This is a genomic window from Micromonospora sp. 067-2, assembly GCF_046549295.1.
Classification (GTDB): domain Bacteria; phylum Actinomycetota; class Actinomycetes; order Mycobacteriales; family Micromonosporaceae; genus Micromonospora.
This window is the reverse complement of sequence record NZ_JAJPWB010000006.1, coordinates 168,560-182,040: the sequence shown is the minus strand read 5'-3', so window position 1 is coordinate 182,040 and position 13,481 is coordinate 168,560. Positions and strand designations below refer to the sequence as shown.

General features: G+C 69.9%; 14 protein-coding genes. 9 read left to right on the top strand and 5 right to left on the bottom strand.

Annotated elements, in window-relative coordinates; all coding sequences use genetic code 11:
- Nucleotides 1–199: 199 nt before the first annotated feature.
- From ACLJN9_RS16090 to ACLJN9_RS16075, 4 genes are all read right to left on the bottom strand, one after another.
- The gene (locus ACLJN9_RS16090) at nucleotides 200–1,135 is read right to left on the bottom strand and encodes a hypothetical protein (protein ID WP_410812150.1); all 936 of its coding nucleotides are present in this window, start codon (nucleotides 1,133–1,135) and stop codon (nucleotides 200–202) included.
- A gap of 132 nt (nucleotides 1,136–1,267) precedes the next feature.
- Nucleotides 1,268–1,870 carry a class I SAM-dependent DNA methyltransferase gene (locus tag ACLJN9_RS16085; protein WP_410812471.1) on the bottom strand — a complete coding sequence of 201 codons (603 nt, stop codon included), beginning with the start codon at nucleotides 1,868–1,870 and terminating at the stop codon, nucleotides 1,268–1,270.
- Nucleotides 1,871–1,883: 13 nt separating this feature from the next.
- Nucleotides 1,884–2,018 (bottom strand): hypothetical protein, encoded by a 135-nt coding sequence (locus tag ACLJN9_RS16080; RefSeq protein WP_410812149.1) that lies wholly within the window; start codon nucleotides 2,016–2,018, stop codon nucleotides 1,884–1,886.
- 37 nt (nucleotides 2,019–2,055) lie between these two features.
- Nucleotides 2,056–2,775, bottom strand: coding sequence for a hypothetical protein (locus tag ACLJN9_RS16075; protein WP_410812147.1), 720 nt, complete (start codon nucleotides 2,773–2,775; stop codon nucleotides 2,056–2,058).
- A 181-nt stretch (nucleotides 2,776–2,956) separates the two neighbouring features.
- Between ACLJN9_RS16075 and ACLJN9_RS16070 the strand changes: the two genes are divergently transcribed.
- From ACLJN9_RS16070 to ACLJN9_RS16035, 8 genes are all read left to right on the top strand, one after another.
- The gene (locus tag ACLJN9_RS16070; RefSeq protein WP_410812146.1) at nucleotides 2,957–3,364 is read left to right on the top strand and encodes a YciI family protein; all 408 of its coding nucleotides are present in this window, start codon (nucleotides 2,957–2,959) and stop codon (nucleotides 3,362–3,364) included.
- Nucleotides 3,365–3,371: 7 nt separating this feature from the next.
- Nucleotides 3,372–4,517, top strand: a complete 1,146-nt coding sequence (locus ACLJN9_RS16065; RefSeq protein ID WP_410812145.1) for an RNA polymerase sigma factor — start codon at nucleotides 3,372–3,374, stop codon at nucleotides 4,515–4,517.
- Between the two features lie 156 nt (nucleotides 4,518–4,673).
- The gene (locus tag ACLJN9_RS16060) at nucleotides 4,674–5,288 is read left to right on the top strand and encodes a dihydrofolate reductase family protein (RefSeq protein ID WP_410812144.1); all 615 of its coding nucleotides are present in this window, start codon (nucleotides 4,674–4,676) and stop codon (nucleotides 5,286–5,288) included.
- A 779-nt stretch (nucleotides 5,289–6,067) separates the two neighbouring features.
- The gene (locus tag ACLJN9_RS16055) at nucleotides 6,068–7,621 is read left to right on the top strand and encodes a polysaccharide lyase family 1 protein (RefSeq protein ID WP_410812143.1); all 1,554 of its coding nucleotides are present in this window, start codon (nucleotides 6,068–6,070) and stop codon (nucleotides 7,619–7,621) included.
- 173 nt (nucleotides 7,622–7,794) lie between these two features.
- Nucleotides 7,795–8,559: a hypothetical protein gene (locus tag ACLJN9_RS16050; RefSeq protein ID WP_410812142.1), complete on the top strand. Its 765-nt coding sequence runs from the start codon at nucleotides 7,795–7,797 to the stop codon at nucleotides 8,557–8,559.
- A 354-nt stretch (nucleotides 8,560–8,913) separates the two neighbouring features.
- Complete coding sequence (locus ACLJN9_RS16045; RefSeq protein ID WP_410812141.1) at nucleotides 8,914–10,164, top strand: MFS transporter; 1,251 nt, start codon at nucleotides 8,914–8,916, stop codon at nucleotides 10,162–10,164.
- A gap of 113 nt (nucleotides 10,165–10,277) precedes the next feature.
- Nucleotides 10,278–10,574: a DUF6582 domain-containing protein gene (locus tag ACLJN9_RS16040; protein WP_410812140.1), complete on the top strand. Its 297-nt coding sequence runs from the start codon at nucleotides 10,278–10,280 to the stop codon at nucleotides 10,572–10,574.
- 337 nt (nucleotides 10,575–10,911) lie between these two features.
- Complete coding sequence (locus ACLJN9_RS16035) at nucleotides 10,912–11,394, top strand: class I SAM-dependent methyltransferase (protein WP_410812139.1); 483 nt, start codon at nucleotides 10,912–10,914, stop codon at nucleotides 11,392–11,394.
- 46 nt (nucleotides 11,395–11,440) lie between these two features.
- Here ACLJN9_RS16035 and ACLJN9_RS16030 read toward each other — a convergent pair whose 3' ends face one another.
- On the bottom strand, nucleotides 11,441–12,829 hold the full coding sequence (locus ACLJN9_RS16030) for a serine hydrolase domain-containing protein (RefSeq protein WP_410812138.1): 1,389 nt from the start codon (nucleotides 12,827–12,829) through the stop codon (nucleotides 11,441–11,443).
- Between the two features lie 45 nt (nucleotides 12,830–12,874).
- Here ACLJN9_RS16030 and ACLJN9_RS16025 point away from each other — a divergent pair, with 45 nt between their 5' ends.
- Complete coding sequence (locus ACLJN9_RS16025; RefSeq protein ID WP_410812137.1) at nucleotides 12,875–13,354, top strand: VOC family protein; 480 nt, start codon at nucleotides 12,875–12,877, stop codon at nucleotides 13,352–13,354.
- Nucleotides 13,355–13,481: the final 127 nt, after the last annotated feature.

The following is a 13,481-nucleotide window of genomic DNA, read 5'->3' as shown; positions in this document are numbered from 1 at the left end:
GCGCGTTCGGACGTCTACAGCTTGACAACAGCACACGCACGTCGTGCCCCACTTCTTCGTTCTGTTCCTGGGTCCGGCCGACGATTGTGCGGCAAGACCCGGGCCTTGCGGCAAGACCCCGGGTGCGATATACGTTGAAAATGGAACACCCCGCTGCGGGCTGAGACGTTTTCCGCACACGGTGTCGTCCGAGACGCTGTCAGCGGGCGCAGGTTCTGCACGCGCCCCGGGTACGCAGGTGGTAGTCGCTCGACGCCGAGAGAAGGCCGAGCCCCAGCACGCAGTACGCCGACAACGCCACCCAGAGGAACGTGTCGGAGAACTGGCTGATCGATCCCGACGCCAGCTGCACCAGTCCCACGCCGAAGTAGGCCACGATGCCCGCCCCGAGCCCGAAGCCGGGCACCAGCAGCAGCAGACGGGGGATCGTGCGGCCGGCGAGCAGCGGCACCCACCCCGGCCAGATCTCGCCCCAGCGGTGTACCAGTGCCAGCGGCAGCAGCACCCCAGCCAGCAGAAGGCCGATCTCCAACCCGATCACGGACGCGTCCCGCGTCAGGCCGTCGGGTCCCACCGCGACCTGGGCGGCGAAGCGGACGGCGAGGCCGGCTACCGCGGCGTACGCGGTCCAGCGCGCCCACCGCGCAGGTGCTGAGCGCCGCGGACCCGGTCGGCCCGTCCGGCAGCAGTCCGGGCAGTCGCCCCTGGTGCGCCGCTGATAGCGGGCGGTGGCCAGACCGAGCAGGACCGCTCCGCTGACACAGCCGAGGCGGCTGGCGAACGCCACCGGGTCGAGGTACGGGCCGACCGCGAACAGCAGGAAACCCACCAACTCCGGCAGCAGGATCGCGGCCGCCGCGACCGTTGCCCCGGCGACCGTCCACGCGACACCCGCAAGCACCGGCCGCCACGTCGCCGCCCGGTCCAGGGCAACCGCCACCACGCCGGCGGTCACGCACAACGCCACCGACCGCCAACCGGTGAAACCGAGCAGGTCCGACCCGTAAGGCCGGAACTCCGGAGCCTCACCGACGGTCCACGCCAGACGCACACCCCCGTATGCCACGGCCCAGCCGAGCACCGCGTACGTCAGGCCGCGGCCCGTCCCGCGAGCGGTCGATGCCGATGTCGTCATGCACCCGATCCTCGCGCCGCCACGCGGTGGGCGGCCCCCGCCGGCGAGGGAGAGGCCTACCTCGCGGGGGTGACCTGCCGACGCCGCGTTCGGGCCTGCCACTGAGCGAGCATGGCGGTTCGCCGACTCAGCTCAGTCGCCGGTTGTGATCGCGGCGATGGCGGCGTGCGGTCGCTGCGTGCCGTCGCCGGGCCTCCGCAGGCGTTCAACCTCAGCGAAGCCGGCTCGCGCCAATCGCTGCGAAAGTTCGTCGACGGGCCAGCGGTAGGCGGTCGTCACCTTGTGGTCGAAGGCGGCGACCTCGTCCCCGTCGAAGTGACCGAGTACCAGCGTTGCGGCCGGGGCCATTGCTCGCCGGAACTCAGCGAGCACGCCGTCGAGACTCTGCGGCGGAAAGTGGATCAACGAATACCAGGCCAGGATTCCGGCGACGGAGTGGTCGGCGACGTCGAGGGATTCCATCGACCCGAGGTGGTACCTACCGGTCGAATGGGTTGTCCGCGCGTGGGCGATGAACTCGGGGACCAGGTCGATTCCCACCGCGTCGACGCCGAGCGAGCGAAGGTGGCCGGTGATGTGGCCAGGGCCGCAGCCCAGATCGAGCACCGTGCCAGGCCGGCCCCCCAGATGTCGCCCGATGAGGGCGAGGTCGTCGGGGTGTACCTTCTGGCTCGTCCCGAACAGCTCGATGTAGAGCTCCGCGACGGACGCGTATGCCTGCCGAACCTGTTGCATGCCCACCGCAGGACTATAGGAGACGCTCGGACCGGGTAGGGCAGGCGACGACCAGTTCGGTGTCCCGGTCGTGGTCGATCTGCGGAGGGCCGGCGACGATCATGGTGGCGTGGGACCACGCCTCGCCCGGATGTAGATGCATCGACATGCTGTCTCCCGAGGAGAGGACGAGGGGGGTGGTGCTGTCAGGCGAGAAGGCGCTCCCGCATCATCGCGCCCAGGTTGACTCCACCGACGGCACGAGGGCCGGTCGGATCGTGCACGGCAAGAGTGTTGTTGCGGCGCATCAGCTCACGGACCGCAGGCGGCAGTCGGGGCGGATCGTCCATGGCTGCGAGGACCTGCGCCGCGCTGGAGATCAGTCGATCGGCCAGGGCGGCGGCGTCGGTGTCCACCCGTACCCGGCCGTACTCCCAACCGACGGTGGTGAGGTCGAGCAGCTCGAACACGTGGGTCAGGAGCGGGTTCGGGTCGGTCACCCGGTCGAGCCGGCGTGCCTGGCCGCCGACCACCGCGACGGCGGCGGCCACCTGCGCGTACGGGTGGAAGCCGCACGGCAACGTGAACAGTGGCCACCGCAGGGCCGGACCGGCCTCCATCCACAACGGCCGGTAGTTCCGGCGGTGCACCAGGAGCCGTCGGCCCGTCCGTCGGTGTACCTCGTGGGCCTGGGCCAGCAGGTCGGCATGGGCTTCGTCGGCGACCTGGCTGACGATCCGGGCCGCCACCACCACACCGTCGTCGCCGTCGCCGTCGAGCAGGGCGATGATCGTTTCGACCTGCTCGGAAAACCCGATCTGCGGGCCGGTGCCGTATCCGTCCTGGACGTTCCGCAACAGCGCCTGCTGCCGCCCCGCATCGAGCTGGACCCGCCCGCCGCCCAGCAACCGTCGGAGCCAACCCATTTCGCCTCGTTTCAGCAGTCCCGTCCCGGACCGCGGCAATGCTAGTGCGTCGCGGCTCACTCGTACGCTCATGGGGGTGTCTGAATTTCTCCCGTGGCGATGTCGAGAACCGGTGGCCGGCTCCGTCCCCGGGGTGAACGCGACCAGAATGGGTCCGCCACCTGCTTCGAGGAGATACACGATGGCCAAGTACCTGCTGCTCAAGCACTACCGCGGTGGCCCGAAAGGGGTCAACGACGTACCGATGGACCAGTGGACGCCGGAGGAGATCTCGGCGCACATGACGTACATGAACGACTTCGCGGCACGGCTCGAGAAGTCCGGCGAGTTCGTCGACAGTCAGGCACTCGCCCCCGACGGCGCGTTCGTCCGGTACGACGGGGAGGGTCGCCCGCCGGTCACCGACGGGCCGTTCGCCGAGACCAAGGACGTCATCGCCGGCTGGATGGTGATCGACGTCGACAGCTACGAGCGCGCCGTCGAACTGGCCGGGGAGTTGTCCGCCGCCCCCGGGAAGGGCGGGAAGCCGATCCACGAGTGGCTCGAGCTGCGCCCGTTCCTGACCGATTCGCCCACCATCACGGAATGACCTCCAGGTGAACGAGGCGCTGATCCGGGGCCTCACGCCGAGCGTGCTCGGGGTCCTCGTCCGCCGCGGAGCCGACTTCGCGGCGGCCGAGGACGCCGTACAGGACGCGTTGGTCGAGGCGGTCCGCGTCTGGCCGGCCGACCCGCCGCGGGACCCGAAGGGCTGGCTGGTCACCGTGGCCTGGCGCCGGTTCCTCGACGCGGCCCGGGCGGACGCGGCCCGCCGCCGGCGTGAGGACCTCGTCGAGGAGGAGCCGGGGCCCGGGACCGCATCGGCGGTGGACGACACGCTCCAGCTCTACTTCCTGTGCGCCCACCCGTCGCTGACGCCGTCGTCCGCGGTAGCGCTCACGCTGCGGGCCGTTGGCGGGCTGACCACCCGCCAGATCGCCCAGGCATATCTGGTGCCCGAGGCGACCATGGCGCAGCGCGTCAGCCGGGCCAAGCGCACCGTCTCCGCTGTGCGGTTCGACGAGCCGGGCGACGTCGCCACCGTGCTGCGCGTGCTCTATCTCGTCTTCAACGAGGGCTACTCCGGCGACGTCGACCTCGCCGTCGAAGCCATCCGGCTCACCCGGCAGCTCGCGGTAGCGATCGAGCACCCCGAGGTGGCCGGGCTGCTGGCCCTCATGTTGCTGCACCACGCCCGGCGCCCGAGCCGTACCGCGCCCGACGGCGGCCTCGTGCCGCTCGCCGAGCAGGACCGCAGCCGATGGGACACCCGGTCGATCGCCGAGGGCGTCGAGATCCTGCAGGCGGCCCTCGCCCGCGACCGGCTCGGCGAGTTCCAGGCTCAGGCCGCCATCGCGGCGCTGCACGCCGACGCGCCCACCGCGGACGAGACCGACTGGGTGCAGATCGTCGACTGGTACGACGAGCTTGCGCGCCTCACCGACAACCCGATCGTCTGGCTCAACCGGGCGGTTGCCGTCGGGGAGGCCGACGGACCGCGCGCCGGACTGGCGGCGCTCGCGGCGCTGGACGACACACTGCCCCGCCACACGGCGGTGGCGGCGTACCTGCACGAACGCGACGGCGACCTGGCGACGGCGGCACGCCTGTACGTCGAGGCGGCCCAGAAGGCACCCAACCTCGCCGAACGCGACCACCTGACACGCCAGGCGGCCCGGCTCAACGCCCGCCGACACCGCTGAGGGGTTGTCACACAGCTCGGGGCGGCTGCACAGGTACGGCATGCGGGTGGAGTGCAACCACAGGCGGTACGCACCGTCGGTCTGACGATCCACCCCCTGACTCTGGGATGATGCGCCGGTCCACCAATCGCCAGCAGCTGACTCGAAGGGATCACGATGGCACAGGTCATCTCCACGCTGTTCATCTCGGCCGACGGTGTGGCCGAGGTCGATCCGGAATGGCACTTCCCCTACTTCGACGAGAACATGGGTCGCGCCGTCAGTGCGGACTACGACACCGCTGACGTGCTGCTCATCGGTCGCGAGACCTACGACAGCTTCGCCGGGGCCTGGCCCGGGCGTGAGGAGGCGGGCGGGGAGGACGCATCGTTCGCCAAGCACCTCGGCGATATCCGCAAGGTGGTCGTTTCGCGCCAGCCGCTGGAGTTCTCCTGGCGGAACTCCGAGCTGGGCGAGGGCGATCTGATCGACGTCGTCACCGCGCTCAAGGCCGACGCCGGAATCGGAGGCATCCTCATCCCGGGGTCGATCTCCGTGGTGCAGCAGCTGCTCGCCGCGGGGCTGGTCGACGAGCTGCGCCTGCTGGTGCATCCGGTGGCTGCGCGTAAGGGCCGCAGGCTGTTCGACGACGGCGATGCGCCGTACCACCTTCGGGTGACGGCGACGGAGGCGTTCCCGACCGGCGTGATCCGCGTGATCTACTCGCCGACCGTGGCACCCGCCAAGGTCGGCTACGACGAGGTCAAGGACCAACTGCCCGAGGGCAGGTAGTCGGCTCCGGGTCGGGCGCTACCGCAGCGCCTACGCCGATCGGCGCGCCGCGCCGATCGGCGTAGGGCGCGTGAGCCTGATGGACGAGCACGGGATCCGGTTCGACGACGAAGAGTTGTCGGTGGCCGGCTTCAGCAAGACGTGCACGGCATCGGCCTGGTTCTATTCTGATTGTCGCGGCACCGGTCGGCGGCGTCGTCGATTCGAGCGCGTCGGCCCGGGCCGGCCCGACTGCGATGGCGTGGATGTGGCAGCACGCCGCCACGCCACGGATGCGGCCCGTGCTCGCTGCCGACGCCGCCGGCTGGTTGTCCGTGCCACCACCCGATCTCCGGACTGGGCCGGGGAACGCCTCGGTGCAGGTCGGCATCGACGGCACGACCGACCTCTTCACCGTGGGCTGCGACGGCGCCTGCCCCGTCGTCCTGCCGACGGTTGACCGCGCTAGGTCCGGTGGCTGCCGACCCGCCACCCGGCGGCCCACTGCAAAAAACCTGCAAGCGCTAACCCTTGCCTTCAGGGAAACCGCTTTCCTAGGATTGCGTCACATCGATGTTTCTTATCTGAGTCAAGCGAATATACATCGAACAACGCCACTGTTGTCATGTTGTTTGCGCGGGCTCCCCTTTGGGCTGCACGGCAATGGAAAGTTTCCGTGGACCACGGTTCTTGATTGTCGGCTGCTGCTGCTGATCGGTGGAGAGGGTGTCCCGCACCGACAGGAGAGCGGTCACGACGACCGCCCCGGCAGAACCATTCCCATACTGAGGTGAGGCGTGATGAGAAGACCAGTCGCACTGCGACTACAGGCAACGCTGGCCACGGCGGCCGTCGGGATCGCGATCGTGGTGACCCTGCCGACCCCCCAGGCGTCGGCGGCGGTCGGCAGCGCCACCGGGTACGCCACCCAGAACGGCGGAACCACCGGCGGCGCGGGCGGGCAGACGGTCCGGGCCAGCACGGGAACCGCGATCCATGCGGCGCTGTGTGGTCGGACCAGCAGCAGCACCCCGATCGTCATCGAGGTCACGGGGACCATCAACCACGGCAACACCAGCAAGGTGTCGGGTTCCAGCTGCAACACCGCGGCCGGCGTGATCGAGCTCAAGCAGATCAGCAACGTCACCATCCTCGGGGTCGGCGGCGGAGCCGTCTTCGACCAGCTCGGCATTCACATTCGCGACTCCAGCAACATCATCATCCAGAACGTGACCATCCGGAACGTCAAGAAGTCGGGCTCGCCCACCTCCAACGGTGGAGACGCCATCGGCATGGAGAGCACGGTCCGCAACGTCTGGGTCGATCACGTCACCCTCGAGGCTTCGGGTGGGGAATCCGAGGGGTACGACGGCCTCTTCGACATGAAGGACAACACCCAGTACGTGACGCTCTCCTACAGCACCCTGCGCAACTCCGGTCGGGGCGGCCTCGTCGGGTCCAGCGAGAGCGACCTCTCGAACAGCTTCATCACCTACCACCACAACCTGTACGAGAACATCGACTCCCGTACGCCGCTGCTGCGCGGCGGCACCGCGCACATCTACAACAACCACTACGTGAGCCTCCGCGAGTCCGGCATCAACTCCCGGGCCGGCGCGAAGGCCAGGGTGGAGAACAACTACTTCCAGAACTCCAAGGACGTCCTGGGCACCTTCTACACCAACGAGCGCGGCTTCTGGCAGGTCAGCGGCAACACCTTCGACAACGTGACCTGGTCCACCGCCGGCAACGAGAACTACCCCGCCGGCCCCAACCCGACGTCCAACACCACGGTCGGCATTCCGTACTCGTACAGCCTCGACGGGGCGAGCTGCGTGCCGGGCGTCGTCCGTCAGACGGCAGGCGCCAACACGGGTCTGAAGGTGTCGAACGGCAGCTGCTCGCCGCAGACGCCGCCGCCGACCACGCCGCCGCCCACCACGCCGCCGCCCACCACGCCTCCGCCGACCACCCCGCCCCCGCCCAGCGGGACCAACCTCAGCCTCGGTGCCGGTGCCGATGGTTCCAGCAAGGCCAGCGGGACGAGCTTCGGCAATGTGAAGGACGGCAGCATCAGCACCTACTGGTCGCCGGCCGGATCGACGGGCTCCATCTCCGTCAAGTGGGGTTCCGCCACCCGGGTCTCCCGCGTGATCATCCGTGAGCCGTCGGGAACCCAGGGCTCCATCGGGTCCTGGCAGCTCGTCAACTCCGATACCGGAGGCGTCCTGGCCTCCGGCAGCGGGGCTGGCCCCATCAGCTTCTCCGCGACCTCATCGAGCAAGATCACCTTCAGGATCAACAGCTCGGGCGGTGTGCCGCGGGTCGGCGAGTTCGAGACGTACGCCAGCTGACAGCAGGGTGGGGCGGGGACGGCAGACACTGCCACCCCGCCCCGCTCAGGGCTTCGGGGTGCCGGCCCACCATGTGGGCGTGGTCGCGCGCTACCCGGGCGGGTCGGCTCGCCCACCGCGGCCCGGCGTCCCGAACCGGCCATCACCTTGACCCTGCGGCCTACCGTACGGACATGAGACGAGCCGCGGTGGCTGTCACTGCCGCAGGAGCAGTTCTCCTGCTGCTCTGGTCCGTCGGCGCGCGGACGGAAGACGAACCGACCCCGGTGCCAACCGCCAGCGGTGACGCCGCCACCACCGCCAATGCGACAGCTCTGCTGCGCTCGGGCACGGAGTTCATCGACCGGACCAGCTTCCGTGTCGACTCCGACATCGCCAGCCAGGTCACGGCGCGGATCCACACCGACGTCGTCCACAAGCGCGCCGTCGCCGTGCTGTCGGCGGCCAATGGGGTCATCGAGATCCGGATGATCGACACCGAGCTGTACATGACGTCGACCCTGGACCCTGCCGGCGTCGGCCGTGGGTGGATGAGGCTCGACCCGGTCCGCGTACCGTCGGACTTTGCTCCGAGTTTCGCCGCCGGTAGGAACGATCCCGGCGGCTCGGCGCGCCTCATCGACGCGGTCGTCAGCGCACAAGCGGACGGCTCTCACATCACCGGAACGCTGGACGTCAACCGGATCGGCATCGGCATCGGGTTGAGCTTCCGCCCCGGTCCGGGCGGCTCGTTTCCCGAGAGCGCGCGCAGCCATGCATTCCACGCCAGCTTGGATGCCGAGGGTCGGCTGGTCAGTTTCCTGATGCCAGCGGCCGACGGATTGCCGAACGCGTCCCTGCGCTACAGCGACTTCGGCGTATCACTCGAGGTCATCCGACCAGAAGGAGCGGTGGCGGCCCCCGACGCCCTGTATCCGCAGCTCGGTGTGGGTGGCTGAGAGCGGCTGACCGGGCGAAGCTCGTCGAACGGCACCGGGCACGAGCAGGGCAGTGTCCGATGATTCGTGCCGGCTGCGTCACCATCTCCTGTCTGTCCGCTTGTGCACCGCCGTCGCGCAGGGCGGTCATGGGCCACGAGGCTCGGCCCGGGTCGGTCGTGCCGCCACGGATGTCCGCGCCGGTGCACACGCAGCCTGTCGTGGCAGGTAATCCGCGTCACCTCGGCCACCTGTCGGTAGGTCGATGGCAACACGCGAGGGGCACCATGGCCCCGGGCCCCGCCTCCCCACCGCCGGAAGAGGCCGGTCCTGTGCCCAGACGGCGACCACGCCACGACGAGCGGAGACACCATCATGAGCACCACCGACGTCCGACCCCTGGGGCGGCAGGCGCTCGGCGCGCGCCGTCCGGCGGGGGCCGCGCTGTTCGCGCTGGCGATCGGGGGCTTCGGCATCGGGACCACCGAGTTCGCCACCATGGGTCTGCTGCCCCAGATGGCCGACGAGTTGCACGTCGGAATCCCGGTGATGGGGCACGCCATCACCGCGTACGCGCTGGGTGTCGTGGTTGGCGCGCCGGTCATCGCGGCCCTCGCGGCCCGGGTGCCCCGGCGCGGGCTGCTGCTCGTGCTCATGCTGGCCTTCGTGGGAGGCAACGCGTTGACCGCCCTCGCGCCGGGCATCTGGACGCTGGTCGGCGCCCGGTTCCTGACCGGTCTGCCACACGGTGCCTACTTCGGCATCGCCTCCGTCGTGGCGGCCGGGCTCGTTCCGGCGGACCGCAAGGGCCGGGCGGTGGGACGTGTCATGGTCGGGCTGACCGTGGCCAACATCATCGGCGTACCGTTCGTCACGCTCGCCGGACAGGTGTTCGGCTGGCGCGTCTCGTACGCGCTGGTGGCCGGGATCGGCGTCGTGACGATCCTCGCCGTGCGACGGTTGGTGCCGCCCGTCGCCGCCGCGGACGGAGCCAGCATCGGACGGGAGTTGGGCGCGTTCCGCCGCGTACACGTGTGGATCGCGCTGCTCACGGGAACCGTCGGCTTCGGCGGCATGTTCGCGGTCTACAGCTACGTCGCGCCGACCCTCACCGACGTCGCCGGGTTGCCGATCGGGGCGGTGCCGTGGGTCCTCGCCGTCTTCGGCCTGGGGATGACCGTCGGCGCGCTGCTCGGCGGGCGGCTGGCGGACCGTTCGGCGCTGGGCACGCTCATCGGCTCGCTCGTCGCGATGACCGCGGTCCTGGCGCTCTACGCCCTCACCGCCTCCTCGCCCATCGCCGCCGTGCTGCTCATCTTCGCGATCGGGCTGGTGTGCCAGGTGCTTGGCGCCGGTCTCACCATTCGGCTCATGGAAGCCTCACCCGATGCGCCCGCGCTGGCGGCGTCATCGAACCACTCCGCGCTCAACCTGGCCAACGCGATCGGGGCGTGGCTGGGCGGCGTCGTGATCACGGGCGGTTACGGCTACCTGGCCACGGCCTGGGTCGGCGTGGTGCTGTCGATCGCCGGACTGCTGTTCGTGGGCGGCTCGATACTGGTGCCGCGCCTGGTGGGTGGGCACGCTGCCGGTCGTACCCGACCGGTGGTCGCTCCTCAGAAGTGAGTGCGGACCAGGTCCGACCAGGGCCGCACGACCACTTCCGGTGTCAGGCGGGTCGGGGTCGAAATTTTCCGACGTCGGAGTGCTGCCGGGTGCAGAGTGGGTAATCGTGGGCGATGAAGTCGACCTGGAAGCCCCACGCGGAGAACGGCACCCTGTCGGAGAAGGACAAGCGTGAGCTGCCGGAGAGCGTTTTCGCCTTTCCCGGCAAGCGCAAGGAGCCACTGACCGACGCGGCGCACGTCCGGAACGCCGTCGCCCGGTTCGATCAGGTGCAGGGCGTCGACGACGACGACCGTGACCTGGCGTTTCGAAACATCCTCGCCGCTGCCGCGCACTACGGCGTCGACGTCGTGGAGACCGACTGGCACCAGCTGGGTCGGCTGCCCCACACGCCGAATCCCGCCCACTGAGTCGACCCACCGTCGACGACGTGGCGGGGTACCTGTGCGGTGCTTGTCGACCTCGACCTGTTCGTACGGCAGGGTAATCTTCCGGTGCCACGTCTCTGCCCGCTCGCCGAGGCATCCGCGCTCGGTCGTCGCACCAGCCCGCACAGCCCAGCCCGGGCCGAGGGTCCAGGTCCAGTCGGTGCAACCCGGAGGTTTCGGCCATGGCTCGGCGGGTGACGTCGTGAGGTGCAAGCTCCCCACCCGGCAGCCGGGCCGTGCTGGTGGCAGGCCCGTTCCGACGCACGAACCGGCACGGACCACCGCGGCCGCACACCGGCAGCGGTGGGCGGTGGACACGATGGCGGTGGCTCCGCACGATCACCTGCTGGAGATCGGGTGTGGCCGAGGAACAGCGGTCTCACTGGTCGCGGAACGACTCACCACCGGCACGATCGTGGCGATCGACCGTGCCGCGACGATGGCGCGGCTCGCAACCGACCGCAACGCGAGCCACATCAGCGCCGGCCGGGCCGAGATCCGAGGTACGGGGTTCGAATCCGCCGATCTCGCGGCTGGTCACTTCACCAAGATATTCGCGGTGAACGTCAGCGTGTTCTGGCTGGGTGCCGCGACGGCGCAGATCGAGCGGATCCGAAACCTCCTGGCCCCGGGGGGCGTGCTCTACATCTTCGGAGAGCGGCCCACGGCCGCGAACGCCGAGGCGAACGTCCTGTCAACCGAACGACTGCTCCGCGCACACGGGTTCGCCACGACACGGTCGATCGTGGCGCGGGGCCAGAGTCGCCTGTTCACCTGCGTCACCGGTACGCCGATCCGGTGAGCCGGTAGCCGATCGCGGAGTTGCGCAGCCGGATGCTTCCCGCGGTCTAACGTCGGCGGATCGGCGGCGACGGTGTCACCGGTCTCGGACGCACCGGCCGCCGGGGGCCGGTGGCCGCCGTGGCATACCAGCGGGCCAGCTCGTCGGCGGTGGCGACGCGTACCGGGTCGGGGTTGGCCCAGCTCCAGTTGGGGTGGGCGCGGTTGGTGAGCAGGACGAACACGAGCTTGTGGGCGGGGTCGACCAGCAGGGAGGTACCGGTGAAACCGGTATGCCCGAACGTCGTCGGACCGCTGAGCCTGCCCATGAACCAGGGCTGGTTGAGCACCACGCCGAGCCCGTGGTCGGCGGTGCGGCCGGGCCGCTCGGCGTCGACGGCGGGCAGGCCGGCGTTGGCGTTGGCGATCATCCGGCGCACCGTGCTCTCGGCCAGGATCCGGCGCCCGCCGTAGGTGCCGCCGTCGAGCAGGAGTTGACCGATGACGGCGACCTCCTGGGCGGTGCTGAAGATGCCGGCGTGCCCCGCGATGCCGTCGAGGTGGTTCGCGACGTCGTCGTGCACGACGCCGCGGAGGAGTCCGCGTGAGGTGCGGGCGTCGGTGGCGACCATCCGGGCGGCGCGTTCGGTGCCGCTGATCCAGGTGTTCGGGTTGAAGCCGGTCCATCGCAGGCCGAGCGGGTCGGTCAGCCCGGTCTTCAGGGCCTGGTCGAGGCGTTGACCGGTGACCTTCTCGACGAGTTTGCCGGCGACCATCAGGCCGACGCTGGAGTAACGGAAGACCCGACCGGGCACGCCGCCGCTGACCAACGGGGTGGCCAGGACCGCCTTCCACTTCTCGGCGAGGGTGGGGTGGCCCGTCACGGTGGCGCCCACGGGCAGGCCGCTGGTGTGCGCCAGGAGCATCGCCACGGTGACGGCCGACTTGCCGGCGCCGGTGAACTCCGGCAGGTAGCTCACCACCGGGGCGTCCAGGTTGAGGCGACCCTGCTCGACCTGCTGCAGGACGAGGATGGACGTGTAGACCTTCGTGATCGACGCGAGGTCGAAGATGGAGTCGGGGCGCATCCGGACGCGCTGCGCGGCTGGCAGCAGCACCGGCCCGGCGCCGAAGCGGAGCGCCTCGCCGACGGCCGCCTGCCCACCCGCCTGCCCGCCGACGAGGGTCAACGCCACCGCACCCGCGTACGCGGGGTGCGAGGGGTTCTGGCTGGTGGGCTGCAGGTGCACGTTCAGCACGCTGGTCAGACGCTGGCTGACCTTCGACGTGCGGAGGAGGGGGTCGACCGCCGCTGCGCCGCCCTGCCCGGCCGCGGCCTCGGTCGGGGCCTGCCACGTGCCGGCCTGCTCCGCGGGGGCTTTGGCCTGGCAGCCGGTGAGCGCCGCAGCGGCAGCGGAGAACCCGAGGCCAAGCATCGAACGACGATCGATACGCACGGCGGAATCATGCCATCCCGTCGGGCGGGACAACAGCACGGGATCGTGACGGACCCGCGGTGGCGCCGCCGTCGACGGGCGGACGACGGCGCCGTGCACAACAATGCGGAAATGGTTGAGTATCCGCATCTGCTGCACACGGTCATCGACACCACCGAGGCCCGGAAGCTTGCCGAGTTCTATCGGCAACTGCTGGGGCTGCGCTACCGACAGGGCGACGAGCCTCGATCCGACGGTGCGGCGGACGACGCGGACTGGCTTGTCCTCGTGGACGCGAGCGACGCCCGCAGGTTGGCGTTTCAGCAGGTGGAGCGCCTGGAGCGTACGACGTGGCCCGAGCATGACGTCCCGATGCAGATGCATCTTGACCTCAGCGTGTCCAGTGTCGAGCAGTTGTGGCGGCAGCGCGAGAGGGCGGAGTCGCTCGGAGCGCACCTGCTGCTGGACCGCTCGGACCACGCGACCGAGCCGCTTCTCGTCCTCGCGGATCCCTCCGGCCACCCGTTCTGCATCTTCGTCGCCTGAGGCACCCGTTGACAGGGCTGTGCCCTGACCGGAACTATCAGCGGCAGTTTCCCCCGGGCCTGCCTCGTTGCTCACGAACTCCGATGACAACGATGTCAAGGCCGACCACCGACCACCGACACCACCA

Coding starts and splice junctions, on each gene's coding strand:
- ACLJN9_RS16090 (WP_410812150.1), bottom strand. CDS start 1,135: ATGACGACATCGGCATCGACCGCTCGCGGGACGGGCCGCGGCCTGACG.
- ACLJN9_RS16085 (WP_410812471.1), bottom strand. CDS start 1,870: ATGCAACAGGTTCGGCAGGCATACGCGTCCGTCGCGGAGCTCTACATC.
- ACLJN9_RS16080 (WP_410812149.1), bottom strand. CDS start 2,018: ATGTCGATGCATCTACATCCGGGCGAGGCGTGGTCCCACGCCACCATG.
- ACLJN9_RS16075 (WP_410812147.1), bottom strand. CDS start 2,775: ATGGGTTGGCTCCGACGGTTGCTGGGCGGCGGGCGGGTCCAGCTCGAT.
- ACLJN9_RS16070 (WP_410812146.1), top strand. CDS start 2,957: ATGGCCAAGTACCTGCTGCTCAAGCACTACCGCGGTGGCCCGAAAGGG.
- ACLJN9_RS16060 (WP_410812144.1), top strand. CDS start 4,674: ATGGCACAGGTCATCTCCACGCTGTTCATCTCGGCCGACGGTGTGGCC.
- ACLJN9_RS16055 (WP_410812143.1), top strand. CDS start 6,068: ATGAGAAGACCAGTCGCACTGCGACTACAGGCAACGCTGGCCACGGCG.
- ACLJN9_RS16050 (WP_410812142.1), top strand. CDS start 7,795: ATGAGACGAGCCGCGGTGGCTGTCACTGCCGCAGGAGCAGTTCTCCTG.
- ACLJN9_RS16045 (WP_410812141.1), top strand. CDS start 8,914: ATGAGCACCACCGACGTCCGACCCCTGGGGCGGCAGGCGCTCGGCGCG.
- ACLJN9_RS16040 (WP_410812140.1), top strand. CDS start 10,278: ATGAAGTCGACCTGGAAGCCCCACGCGGAGAACGGCACCCTGTCGGAG.
- ACLJN9_RS16035 (WP_410812139.1), top strand. CDS start 10,912: ATGGCGGTGGCTCCGCACGATCACCTGCTGGAGATCGGGTGTGGCCGA.